This window comes from Actinoalloteichus caeruleus DSM 43889 (assembly GCF_000429185.2).
GTDB classification, from domain to species: Bacteria; Actinomycetota; Actinomycetes; order Mycobacteriales; family Pseudonocardiaceae; genus Actinoalloteichus_B; species Actinoalloteichus_B caeruleus.
In genome coordinates this window covers 812,895-825,424 of record NZ_AUBJ02000001.1, presented here as the reverse complement: position 1 = coordinate 825,424, position 12,530 = coordinate 812,895, and the positions used below count along the sequence as shown (strand labels likewise).

The 12,530-nt window shown below is 73.8% G+C and carries 7 protein-coding genes; 2 read left to right on the top strand and 5 right to left on the bottom strand.

Annotated elements, in window-relative coordinates:
• Window positions 1-27: 27 nt before the first annotated feature.
• The 3 genes from G443_RS03195 to G443_RS03185 all read right to left on the bottom strand — a co-directional run bounded on the left by G443_RS03195 (window position 28) and on the right by G443_RS03185 (window position 3,886).
• The gene (locus G443_RS03195) at window positions 28-1,113 is read right to left on the bottom strand and encodes a zinc-dependent alcohol dehydrogenase (protein ID WP_026418099.1); all 1,086 of its coding nucleotides are present in this window, start codon (window positions 1,111-1,113) and stop codon (window positions 28-30) included.
• Window positions 1,103-2,077, bottom strand: coding sequence for a Gfo/Idh/MocA family protein (locus G443_RS03190; RefSeq protein ID WP_051313706.1), 975 nt, complete (start codon window positions 2,075-2,077; stop codon window positions 1,103-1,105). Before G443_RS03190 ends, G443_RS03195 begins: the two co-directional genes overlap by 11 nt.
• Before the next feature lie 573 nt (window positions 2,078-2,650).
• Window positions 2,651-3,886 (bottom strand): YcaO-like family protein, encoded by a 1,236-nt coding sequence (locus G443_RS03185; protein ID WP_026418100.1) that lies wholly within the window; start codon window positions 3,884-3,886, stop codon window positions 2,651-2,653.
• Between the two features lie 1,070 nt (window positions 3,887-4,956).
• Here G443_RS03185 and G443_RS03180 point away from each other — a divergent pair.
• Together G443_RS03180 and G443_RS03175 are read left to right on the top strand one after the other, a co-directional pair.
• Window positions 4,957-5,949 carry a YncE family protein gene (locus G443_RS03180; RefSeq protein WP_051313708.1) on the top strand — a complete coding sequence of 331 codons (993 nt, stop codon included), beginning with the start codon at window positions 4,957-4,959 and terminating at the stop codon, window positions 5,947-5,949.
• A gap of 91 nt (window positions 5,950-6,040) precedes the next feature.
• Window positions 6,041-8,371 (top strand): ATP-binding protein, encoded by a 2,331-nt coding sequence (locus G443_RS03175; RefSeq protein ID WP_026418102.1) that lies wholly within the window; start codon window positions 6,041-6,043, stop codon window positions 8,369-8,371.
• Between the two features lie 1,549 nt (window positions 8,372-9,920).
• Here G443_RS03175 and G443_RS03170 read toward each other — a convergent pair.
• The gene (locus G443_RS03170; protein ID WP_026418103.1) at window positions 9,921-10,340 is read right to left on the bottom strand and encodes a CBS domain-containing protein; all 420 of its coding nucleotides are present in this window, start codon (window positions 10,338-10,340) and stop codon (window positions 9,921-9,923) included.
• A gap of 445 nt (window positions 10,341-10,785) precedes the next feature.
• A complete protein-coding gene (locus G443_RS03165) occupies window positions 10,786-12,456 on the bottom strand; it encodes an acyl-CoA dehydrogenase family protein (protein ID WP_162147284.1) in 1,671 nt (556 codons plus the stop codon).
• Window positions 12,457-12,530 lie beyond the last annotated feature (74 nt).

The window sequence follows — 12,530 nt, the reverse complement described above, 5'->3', positions numbered from 1 at the left end:
CCACCGGGAGTTCGCCCTCCCGCGGCGTCAGAACTCGAGCACCACCTGGACGGTCGGAACCCGCCGGTCCGCCACCGCCGACAGCGCCTCCACGCCGTGGGCGAACGGGACGACGTGGGTGATCGCGTGCTCCCGCACCGCCGGACCGTGCGCGCGGAGCAACCGCACCGTCTCCTCCGCCAGTCTCGAACGGTCCCACACCGCCCCTGTCCCCACGGGCAACCTGCCGCTGCGGACGCCGCGGAGGACCAGACCGTTGTGGTGGAACTCCTGGCTGAGGTCCACGTCGGTCAGGCCGTCGCGGTAGGTGGCGAGGTCGATGACCGTGCCCTGTGGGCGGACCGAGCGGAGCGCGGTGGCGAGGCTCTCCCCCGTGCCCCGGCACTGGAAGACGAGGTCGGCTCCCCGCTCGACGGTGTTGTGGCGCCAGGCGCTCTTGCAGTACTCCCAGGCAGGCAGTTCCGCCTCGTCGACGGTGGGCAGCCCGAGACCACGGGCCGCCGCCAGGCGGGTCGGGTCCCGGTCGGCGACGACGACGGCCGCGCCGTGGTGGGCGGCGAAGAGCGCGGTCAGCAGGCCGACCATGCCGGCGCCGGTGACCAGCACGCCACGGTCCCGGACCCCGTCTCCCAGGCGTGCCGCCGGAGCCGGCGCGGCGTGCAGCAGCGCGTTCGCGCACAACGGCCCCAGTTTCGCCAGGTAGATCCCCAGCACGGGGTCCAGGTCCGGCGGCACGGGCATCGAGAAGTAGTCCCGCCGGGAACGCTGCCCGGTGCGGTGGCCGTAGGACATGGCCAGCACCTCACCCAGTCGGACCGCGTGCGAGCGGGACTCGACGACCTCGGCCACCTCCATGAACCCCAGGCGGCTGATCGGGTATCCCACCGCCGCCTCGCCGGGGACGAACACGCCGTGTTCCCGGTGCCAACCGTGCGTCAGGTAGGGGTGGGTCCCGTCGACGAACGACGCCTCCGCGCCCGAGGAGAGGCCGCTGAACAGGGTTCGGACCCAGAACTCCTCCGGTCCCAGCGCCGCCTCGACGGAGTCGAAGAAGTCGGGCACGCCCGGTGCCCGCACCCCCAGGGACCTCACCGGCCAGGACTCAGTGGGCATGGGCGTGCCACCTGAGGTCGGCCGCACCCCCGGTCCGGGTCGCCTCGGCCACGGCCACGGCGACGCGGTGGCTGCGCAGGGTTTCGGTGTAGGGGGCGCGCACCCGGTTCTCCTCCCCTCCGACGGCGCGGACGAAGTCGCGATCGGCGCGCAGCACGGCGTCGGCCTGGGCGTCGTGGACCTCGCACCGCCCACCGTGGTCGACGAGGAGCTGAGTGCTGCGCAGGTCGAGCGCGAGCCCTTCCGCGACGACGCGCAGACCGGGGCGGGGGTTGGGGGACGGCGCGGGGGTGGCGGCGAAGCTCCCCGCCGCTCCCCCGGCGAACCGGAGGGACACCGCCGAGGTGTCGGCGGCGTCGGGTTCCGGGGGGCACGTGGTCGGTCGCCCGACGGCCCAGGCCTGGGCGATCTCCCCGACCAGGAGCCGGCAGAGGTCGACCAGTTGGTTCGTCTGTTCGATGAGTTGACCGCCCATGCGCCGCTGGTCCTCCCACCACGCCGTCTCGTGGGTGCGTGCCGCCCAGCCGCCGATGACCATCCGCGCCGGGTTGTCGGCGAGCACCTCGGCCGCCCGTTCGACGGTGTCGAGGTATCGCCAGCGGCACCCGGTCGCGGTGACGACGCCGCGCGCGTCCACCTCGGCGGCGATGCGGTCGGCGATGCTCAGGTCCACGTCGAGCGGGCGCTCCACGAAGAGCGCGAGGGAGCGTTCCAGGACGGCGAGCTCCGGGCCGCCGTGCTCGTGGGCTGGGACGCAGAGGTAGACGGCGTCCAGGCTCGGATCGTCCAGCAGGGCCCGGTAGTCCACGTGGGCCTGGGCGTCGCAGCGTCTGGCGAGGTCGGCCGCGCGGGCGACGTCGGTGTCGGCGACGGCGACCACGCGGGCCTCGTCGAGTTCGAGCAGGTTGAGCGCGTGCCGGGTGCCGAGGTGCCCTGCTCCGATGATGCCCACCGAGACGGTCATGGCTTCCTCCTCACACGCGGCGCCCGTGGCCGCGCTCCGGGCTGGGGGTCGTGGTGTCACCGTGTCGACTGGGCCGGCGGTGCGGGACTCCTCCTCGTCGGACGTCCTGGTGGCGGTGGGAGCCGCGGAGCCGGCTCTGGGTGCGTCCACCGCCACCACTCCCCGCCCTGGCGCGTCGCCGGGCGCGCGGCGCAGCCGACGGGGCCGCCGAGGGGCACGGACCGACTAGCACCCACCGCGGCTCCATCACGTCACTGGTCCCGTCTCGGCCGTCCGTGCGCGTGCGTCGTCGACGGTGGGGCCAGTCAACCGAGCGTCACCTGGGCTGGTCAAGACCCGGCGGCGTGGTAGCTGTGCGTGACCAGCCGAGGGGTCCGTTCGTCCGCGCAGGTCGTGTTCCGGACGGCCGACGACCCGAGCCGTCGAACGGAGGATCCCCTCGACGGGCCCGCCTCGGCCGGTCCCTGGCGGCGCCCGTCCCCCGTCGGAGCATCCGGTCCACCCGCTGGCCCACCACTCACCGGTGGTCGGTCCGGCAGGTCGTGCGGGAGCCGACCCACGTCGGCCCCCTGCTCACCCGAACGGGTGAGGCGGGGCGTCCGGGTGCAGCGCGGACTCCGTCCGTTCGTCCGCCGGCAGCCGACGAACGGCCGGCGCGACCACCCGCATCACCACCGTGTCGCGGTTCATGGGCAGGTCGAGCGTGGTGGGTACCGCCACGACGTCGTCCCCTCCGTACTCGGCCAGCACCGAGGTGACCTCCGGCCCGGGCTGGTCGAGTTCCTCGATCCAGCCCGGCTCGTACGGGGTGCTGCCCTCGAGGAGGACGGCCAGGGAGTTCTGGTGGTGGTAGGCGTGCACCGAGTGCTGGATCGGATCCAGCGGAGCCCGGTCGGCCCGCCCCCGGAGGGCGGCGAGCGCCGCGGCCGCCGCGCCGGTGCGCATGCTCCACCGCACCATCAGGGCCTCGTAGACGGCGACCCCGACCGCGGAGACCAGGCTCTCGTCGTCGAGGGTGGGGACCGCCCTCGCGCCGAAGCTCTGCCGGCCGCCCTCCGCGTCGGTGAGCGCGACGGCGACGCACCCGCTGCCCTCCGGACCGGGGATGAGGAAGGCCGTGCAGCGGAGCTCCAGGGTGCTGATCGGCCGTCGCAGATCCTCCGGGACGAAGGTGTCGGGCAGCACCATCCGTTCCGCGCCGTCGTACCAGGCCCGGGCCAGTAGGTCGCGCTCCAGGATCTCCAGCGCGGCGTGCCGGACGGCGCTGATCGGGTCCTGGTGGGCGGCCAACCCCGGTGACCCGGCCAACAGCAGGCCCCGGCACTGGGGTGGGGGACGGTGCCGGAGGAAGACCGCCGAGGCTGGCACCAACACCTCGTCCCCCTCGATCAGGGAGAAACCCCGCACCCACAGCATCAGGGACTGCCGCCAGCCGGGATCGGTGATCTCCGGCCAGGAGAGCGGGTCGAGGGCCAGCCTGCCGGACCTGCGCAGCTCGTCGAAGCTGGCGACGATGTCCGCTCGCTGCTCCTCGACCCGGGCGGACAGGATGTTCTGCATCCGCTCCAGCAGTTCCGAGCGGGCTCTCGGCGTCGCGTCGTCGGCGGAGGGCCCGGCGGCGGAGCCGATCACCACGGGAGCACCCGCCGCCGCCGAGGTCGGTCCGAACGCGTCCGTCCGCGCCGCGGTACGCGCGAACACCACGTTGTCGCAGTCGGGGAAGGGGCGGAACACCTGCACCGGCCACGAGACCGGCCGGGGTCGTGCGAGGCGTCCCGCAGCGGTGGTGGTCGGTTCACCCGTCGTCATCGGTTGCCTCCTGGATTCGGTACTGCTGCGTGCCTGTCAACGCCAGGTACGTCGTCGCTCGCCGGTGTCCGAGATGATCGGAGGGGCCGCGTGCGGGGACGGCGGTGCCTCGTCCGGTCGGTGGACGGGTGGGGCCGGACCCGGGGTTCGGCGGGTGACAGGCACCCGGGACGAGCACAGGGCGGAATCCACGACCTGCCCTCCCGCGTCGCCGGGACGCGGGGGACGTCGTGGGACGTCGCCACCGGCGGAGGTCACGGGGTTCCGCTGTCGCCTGGTCCTGAATAGCCGCCTGCCGTGGGAAGTGGTCCATCGGTTCGCCTCCCCCGAGCCGTGCCCGTGCGAACGGTCGGAGCCGGTCGGGGGAAGCCGACGCCGAAACCGCGTCCGGGGGGTGGTCGCCAGGTGGAACGGGGCTCCCCGCCCCGATACCGGCGGCGGTCCGGATCCCAGTCCTCCCCTCCCCGGATTCGTGCCGACCGGGATCACCCGGTCCGGACAACTCGACTATCACCGATCACGGCGCCGAGAACAACGCACTTCGTGACAATGCGACCTCATGGAGTAGTGGCGTTCGCGGGAAGAACGGGCTGGGGCCCGCCGGCGGCGGGGCGGCGCGATGTGGCGCGCATTCGGCGACACGCCGTCGGGCCCCCGGGAAAACCACGCCGTCCCTCGATTCCGGTCGGCCCTCGGTTCCGTAGGCCGCGACATCACGGTGCGTGCCGCCCGGGCGTGTTCGCGGGGGTGGGGACTTTTCCCCTGCGTTTCGCCCGCGACATCCTCGCGAACTCGTCCGAGGATGGGCAGGTGGCCTGACCTGGCCGTACGCAACGGATCAGCGGGAGGGGACCCGTGTGCGCGGGGGAACGGAAAAGCGCGGTGGGAAGGCGAACCCGGCAGGCCGGTATGGCACCGGTGACGGTGCGTGCCGGGCCGCTCGGGACCGCGACTCGGCCGCTCAGGGTCGTCCCGAGGAAGGTCCGACGAATTCCCCTGTCGTTCATTGGGTCACGGCTCGTCTACGCATAGTGTGCCCCTCCAGGGAGTGCTCTTCGTGGGAGGCAGTTGTGCTCGATGCGCTGGACAGGGTCGAAGCGACGGCGGACGCCGGGAGGGGGTCCCCGGACGACGACGTCCTCGTTCTGGTCGAGAAGGGGAGCCACGCGCTCAGCTTCTACGACACGGGCACGGGACGTCGGGTAGGCACCGTCGAGCTTCCGGCGTTTCCGCACGAGATGGTGGTGGACTCCCGTCGGCGTCTCGCCTACGTCGGCCACTACGGCGTGCGGATGTCCTCGGACTCGGGTGCCGGGGGTTCCGCGGTGTGCGTGGTGGACCTGGTGGCCCGCGAGTTGGTCCGCACCATCGACACGCAGCCCTTCCACCGGATCCACGGTGTCCGGTTGGACTCCGAGGACCGGTTGTGGGCGCTGAGCGAGTCCTCGGCCGTCCTGCTCGGCTTCGACGAGCCCGAGCGGGACACCGCGCCGAGCAGGGCGGTGCCGACCGGAGGAGTGAAGACGCACCTGTTCTCCCTCACCCGGGACGGCAGTCGGGCGTACGTGACGGGCCTGTTGTCCCACACGGTGAGCCTGGTCCGCCCGCAGGACCCGACCGCGGGTCCCGAGTTGATGAACCCGGGCCTGATGCCGGAGGGGAGTTGCCTCAGCCAGGACGAACGCACCCTGTACGTCGGGTCCCGGCGGAGCGCCGAGCTGGTGGCGGTGGACGCCGACACCCTGGAGGTCCGGGAGTCCGTGAGCGTCGAGGGGGACCCGCTGCGGGTGTACACGGTGTCCGACGACGAGCTGCTGATGACCGACGTGGCCGGGAACAGCGTTCTCCTGCTGACCGGGGACCTCCGACCGATCGAGCGGATCCCGCTCTCCGGCCCCCCGTCGGCGGTGTCCTTCCACCCCGACCAGCCGATCGCCTACATCTCCCAGATGGGTGACAACAGGATCAGCGTCCTCGACCTCGAGGCGCGCGAGATCGTCGGAGGTTTCCCGACCAGGACGGAGCCGGACTGCTCGGCGTTGCTGCCGAGGCAACGCGGCTAGGCCGGTGGCGGGCACCCCCACCCTGTCGCACCCTGGAGTACCAGGACGGACGAGGTGGGCGGTCAGCCATGTGCGGTGGACGGGGGAGACGGTGAGCAGCGCCGCGCTGCCGCGATCGGGCCGGGTTCCCGACGACACGACGAGCTTCGTGGGACGGCGGCAGGCGGTCAGCCAGGTCAGGAAGCTGCTGGCCACGTCGCGGCTGGTCACCCTGACCGGGGTGGGCGGGGTCGGGAAGTCGAGGCTGGCCATCTCGGTGGCGCGCCGGCTGCAACGGGCGTTCCCGGACGGGTGTTGGCTGGTCGACCTCGACCGGCTCACCGACGCCTCGCTGTTGGACACCGAGGTCAGCGCGGAACTGGGCGTCTTCGACCAGTCGGGGCGAAGCCCTCGGGAGGCCCTGCTGTCCCATCTGCGGGGACGTCGGCTCCTGTTGGTCCTCGACGGCTGCGACCGGTTCGTCGAGGAGTGCGGGACCCTCGTCGCGGAGGTGCTGGCGGAGGCACCCGAGGTCCGCGTGCTGGCGACGAGCAGGGAGCCACTGCGGGTGGCGGGTGAGCACATCTGGCCGGTTCCCCCGCTCGACGTCCCCCGTTCGGGCCGGGCGGGGGCCGGTCAGCGGGAGGCGGTCCTGTTGTTCGAACAGCGCGCGGCCGCCGTCCTCCCCGGATTCCGGGTCGACGAGGGCAACCGGGACGCGGTGGTGCGGCTGTGCCGCCAGCTCGACGGCCTGCCGCTGGCCATCGAGCTGGCGGCCGGGCGGATGCGCACCCTCTCGGTGCACCAGGTGCTGGCCAGGTTGGAGGACCGGTACGCCTTGCTGACCGGTGGGGACCGCTCGGCGTTGCCTCGTCACCAGACCTTGCGGGCGGCGATCGAGTGGAGCTACGACCTCTGCGACGACCGGGAACGGGAGCTGTGGGCCCGGCTCTCCGTCTTCGCGGGGGCGTTCGAGCTCAGGTCGGCCGAGGAGGTGTGCTCGGGGGACGGCCTCCCCCGGGAAGAGGTGTTCGGCGCGCTCGCGGGCCTGGTCGACCGCTCCGTGCTGAGCCGGGAGTGGAGCACGGGCGGCGCCGAGGCCAGGTACCGGCTGCTGGAGTCGATCCGCGAGTTCGGTCGGGAGCACCTGGACGGGCCCCGGCTCCGAAGCCTCCGGCGACGTCACCGCGACCACTACCTGGGGGTGGTCAGCCGGGACGCCGAGGAGTGGTTCGGCCCCGGGCAACGGGACCGGATCGCGAAGCTCGGCGCTGACCAGTTCAACCTGTGGGCCGCGCTGGACTTCTGCCGCACCGAGCCCGGCGAGGCCAGGACCGGTCAACGGCTGGCCGCGGTCCTGGCGTTCTTCTGGATCGCCCGAGGCCAGCTCCGGGACGGTCGCCACTGGCTGGACAGCCTCCTCGCCGAGGACGAGACGCCGAGCCACGACCGGATCCACGCGTTGTCCATCGCCGGGATGGTCACCGCGATGCAGGGTGAGACCGCGACCGGTTTCGCCCGTGCCTGGCGTGCCGCCGAGGAGGCCCGGGAGTCGGGGGACGCCGACGCCCTGCACTACGTCGACCACTCGGTCGGCACCAGCGCGATGTTGGACGAGCGCCTCCAGATCGCCGAGGAGCACCTGGCCCGTGCCGTCCAGGACGGGCGCGCGGACGGCCGGTGGCCGGGGCTGACGGTCATGTCCCTGCCGAACCTCGCGGTGACCTCCCTGCTCGCGGGGGACGCCGGTCAGGCGGTGCGGCTGTGCGAGGAGGCGATTCGCCTCTCCGACGAGCACGGCGACGAGTGGTGCCTGTCCTGGTCACTGTGGGTGAAGGCCCTCGCCCAGTGGGCTTCCGGGGAGCTGGCCTCGATCTCGGACGACATCCGCCGCTGCGTGGAGATCAAGCAGGGTTTCGGCGACGTCCTCGGCATCGTCCACTCGTTGGAGCTGCTGGCCTGGGTGGCGGCGGCGCGCGGGGAGCACCAGCGGGCCGCGGTCCTGTTGGGCGCGAGCAGGCGGCTGTGGCGCCCGTTGGGGGTCTACCTCTTCGAACTCGCCCCGTACGTGCGGTGGCACCGCGAGTGCGAGGAGAGGTCGTTCGCGGCGTTGGGCTCCCGGCGGTTCGACGCCGCCGCCGCGCGCGGCGAGCGCTTCGACCTCGCCGAGGCGGTGGACTACGCCTTGGGACGGCAGCGCGCCCGGCGCGAGTCGGGGCGCGACCCGGTCGTCCTCACCAGGCGGGAGTGGGAGGTGGCGCGGCTGGTGGCGGAGGGCCTGTCGAACCGGGCGGTCGCCGAGCGGCTGGTGATCAGCAGGCGGACCGCTGAGACGCACGTCGAGCACATCCTCGGCAAGCTGGGATTCCGGTCGAGGACGCAGATCGCCTCCTGGGTGGCGGAGCGCTCCCACGGCGGTGATGGGCCGGGGGCGTCCGGGTAGCCAGGCACCGGACGCCCCCGGTCGTCCCGGCGCGCCGCTGGCGGCGGCGCGGCCCGCCCGGCCGCCGGAACGCCTCGGGTCGGGGTCCGGGCGTCGGGGGAACCGGCGGGCTGGTGCTCTGTCGGGGGGAGCGCACCAGCGGGGCGGGGCGGATCGGGGTTCGGAGGGTGGGAAGTCAACCGGCCGTGGCGCGACCGGCGGGGCTCATCGTTCGTGCGGGACGCGGGCCGGGTACCCAAGTCGCCGGTTGGTCACCGGGCGCCGGCGGGGGTCGCGGAGTGCTCGCTCGCCCTGACCCACGAGGGTTGGCCGCAGTGGGGCTGCCAGGTGCCGACGTGCAGCCAGCGGCGGCCGGAGCGGTCGGTGACCAGGACTGTGGGCCCCACACACCGGGGGCACGGCTGTGTGGTGGAGTCCACGTGCATCGGAAGGCTCCCCTCCCCTACGCCGTCGTCTGGCGCAAGAATGAACCGGCTTCTGTCGTTCCGCGACCGCGACGGGCTCCCGTCTCGCTGACCGCTGTCGGGGTGGGCCAGCCGCTGCTCGTCGACGTGTTCCACCTTCTCGCGGACACGCGCCGAGGACAGCGGGGAAACTACGGAGATGGCTACGGATAGTGGGAGACGTGGGGCGGTCTGACCGCGTCACCACCGGTCAGTCTCACCTGTTTGGGTGAGACCTCGGTGACTCGCTGTCGCCGCCGGTCTGGCTCGTCCACTGGGTGAGGGCGGGTGCGCGGTCCAGGCCGCGCGCGATCCACGCCGAGTCTCCTCGCCTCGCCTGAGCGGTTGCTGGTGCGGAGCTGGACGCGTGGTGCGGGAGTGAGGGCCGGACCACCGGCTCGACGCGGTCACGGGGCGGGGTGGCGGCGCGCCCTCCTCTTCGACGGGCTGAGCGGACCGTGGTCGCCTCGTCGTGGGTCGAACCCGACGCGGTGGCCGTCCCGCGGAACGCGCGCCGCGAGTGTGACGGCGCGCGAACTCGCCAGCCGTCGGCCCGGAGCCTCCTTCGATGGCTCCGGCTGGGCTCGGGACACCGCGCCCCACCCGGCGGGCGCCATTCCGCCGCCAGCCGGCGGGCCACCCCACGATGGCCCGGTGGTGGCTTCCCGTGCGCGGAGAGCGCTCGGAGCGAACGCGGATCGGTGCGCCCCGTCGCGGAGCGCGGAACCGGTGCGGCCGCGGAGGCGCCGCCCAGCCGGGTGGCGCCGCGTGCTCACGCCTCGGCGGCGCGCGGCGCCACGTGCCGGGTGACGTGGGCGACACGCGGCGGGCGGTGGAGCGGGCTCGGTGGGACCCCGAAACCGAGGAGCGCATCGCCGGTTCCGTGAGGAGCCTGGGCGGCCGAGGTCAGCCGGGACCGGCGAGCGCGTCGGCGGGCGCCTCCGGTGGGAACGGGCGGAGATCGGCGGGTGGCACCGGGTGTGGGAACGCCTGGACCCCCGCACCCGGTGCGGACGTCGCCGCCACCGCTCCGCGCTGGGCGGCTCGAAGGCGACGACCGGCGATGCCGCTCAGCGAACGGGAGCGGACGAACGCTGTCCGCCCGCTCAACCGTCGGCCGAGAGCGCCGCCACCAGCTCGCCCACCTCCGCGTCGTCGAGCGACCGGGCCACATCCGCCTGGGACACCATGCCGACCAGGGTGTGGCCGTCGATCACGGGCAGCCGCCTGACCCGGTGCCGGGTCATGGTGCGGAGGATCTCGTGCGAGTCGTCGTCGGCCCCGACGGTGACCGCCTCGCCCTGCGCGAGTTCCCCCACGTGGACCGCGCGCGGATCCTTGCCCTGCGCGAGCACCCGCACCACGATGTCCCGATCGGTGATCACGCCCTTCAACCTGTTGTCGTTACCGCAGATCGGTAGTGCTCCGACATCGAGTTCCGCCAGCCGGTTGGCCGCGTCCCGCACGCTCTCCTCGGTGGAGACACAGCGCGCGCCCGGTGTCATGATCTCCCTCGCGGTCGTCACGATCCCGCTCCCTTCGTCCTTCGAACGTCCCCTGCCCTCCTGTCGGGTACCCGTGAACGAGATCCCACACCTCGGCGCGACGGGAGCGGGGCACCGGAGCCTCGCCGATCCGGGACCGTGGCGAGGACCGCGTACGGCCAGGCGGCGTGCCTGGCCACCAGCCAGCGACCGAAGGGTCGGCACGGTGTCGTCGCCGGGCCACCGGCCGGGAAGGGTGGAGCCTCCTCCACGCGCCGTTCCCGGCGGGACGGGCCCTGCCGTCTCGTCGACCGGTGTCACCGCCCGCTCGGGCTGGCCGCCCTGGCGGAGGGGTCGGGCGGCCGCCGGGGAGTGACCAGGGCACGGTGGCGCTCCGCTCGCCGTTCCGGCCGCCGAACGGCGGCGGTCCCGGTGCCCGGCGCTCCCCCGAGTGCCACCGTGGCCCGCTGCCCACCGGCCCGGGCCGTCACCTCTGGGGCACGGCGGCCGCGAGGCATTCGGCTGCGTTCCCGCGCGTTACCGCCCCCCTCTTGACGAGGGGCAGCGCCACCGCCGACACCAGGCGGTCGCCGTCGAGGAGGGCGCGAGCGACCACCAGTGCCTGTTCCGCCGACCTCGCGTCGAGCCGGAACCGGCCACCTCGGGCGCAGTCCAGCACCAGGTTGAGGGCGGGAGCGACCCAGTCGACCGACCCGGGAGGCAACCCGAACAGGGGGAGCCCCCGGTTGTGCCACCAGGTCAGGGTCACCGCCGCCCCGGCCCACAGCGCGCAGTGCCTGTCGACCCGGCTCGCGGTGCTCCCGGGTGCGGCCTCCCGGTCGCCGGTTCCCCGGCCCTCCGCACCGAGTTCGGTGAGCAGCGCCGTCAGCGCGGTGAGGGCGTCCCGGCCCGAGTCCCCCAGCTCGGTGAGACCGGCCTGGATGGTGGGCGCCACCTCGAGCAGTGCGGGCACCAGCGGGTCGGGACGGGCCGAGGCGAGGGTGAACGCGGCGAGCCCGAAGGGCGGGAGGTCACCGTCCAGGGCGCAGACGCGCGGCACCAGTCCGGTGTCGGCCGGCCGCCCGGCTCCTCCGACGCGGTGCGCCGCGTCCAGCCGGGTACCGAGCTCCCGCACCAGGTCCTGCGGTGAGGTGTCGACGTAGCGGGCGACGGCCAGGTCACGCCGCACCACGTCGAAGGCACGCAACGGCCCGTCGGTCAGCAGCCCCCGCATCCCGAGGACGTCCGAGCAACGGGCCACCGCCTCCGAGGTCAACTCGCCCACCAGGCGTTTGGCCAGCGCCGCACCGGTGGCGGCCCAGCCCGGCACCACCTGGGCCGCCCGGACCGCGACAGCCGAGACGAGGTCGGCGACGGCCAGCGCCGTCGTGGCCACCGCCAGATCCTGGCGGGTCACCGCGTCCGGGCCGGTCTGGAGCCGTCGATCCGCGCCGCCCACGGCGTACCCCCAGGCCAACCGCAGAGCGGTGTCGCAGCCGGCCAGGTTCGCGGCGAGGCTGACCAGCCGCACCACCTGAAGGGAACGGAGGGTGATCTCCATGCCCTCCCCCTGCCCACCGACGAGTTGGTCGGCGCGCACGGGCAGCCCGGCGAAGTGGAACCTCCCGAAGCTGACTCCCCGGAACCCGGAAGCACGGCTGTCCGAGGGGGACCGCGTGGCACGCGCCGACTCCTGATCCAGCAGGACCAGGGAGAAGGCCGCCGGCCCCCGCCCACCGTCGTTGCAGAGGACGACGAGCCCGTCGGGGTCCTCCCCCAGCCCGACGAGCCACTTGCCGCCGTCGAGCCGGTGACCGCTCCCCTCCCTCCCGAGCTGGCAGCGGGTGGCGAACAGACCCGCCGTCTCCTCCTCGAGGCCGGCGAAGCCCAGCGCCCCGCCCGCCTCGGTCACAGCCAGGACCCGGGCCCGCTGGTCCGGTCGACCGGCGAGGAGGACCTGCGTCACGGCCGTGATGTTGAACATGGTGGCGGGCATGACGGTGACGTCCCGGCGGGCCGCCACCCGCACCACCAGCAGGGCCTGGTCGAGGTCCAGTCGTTCGCTGTCGTCGCGGGGCGCGAACACCCGCCGCAACGGACCGCCCGCGAGGGCGGCGAGACCGACCGGCGGCGCACCAGCGGCGTCCCTCGCGACCATGCCACCGAACCCCGCCGGGTTCGCCGGATCACCTGCGGCCCCGAGCCTCGCTTCGAGCTCGCTCGCCGGGAGGT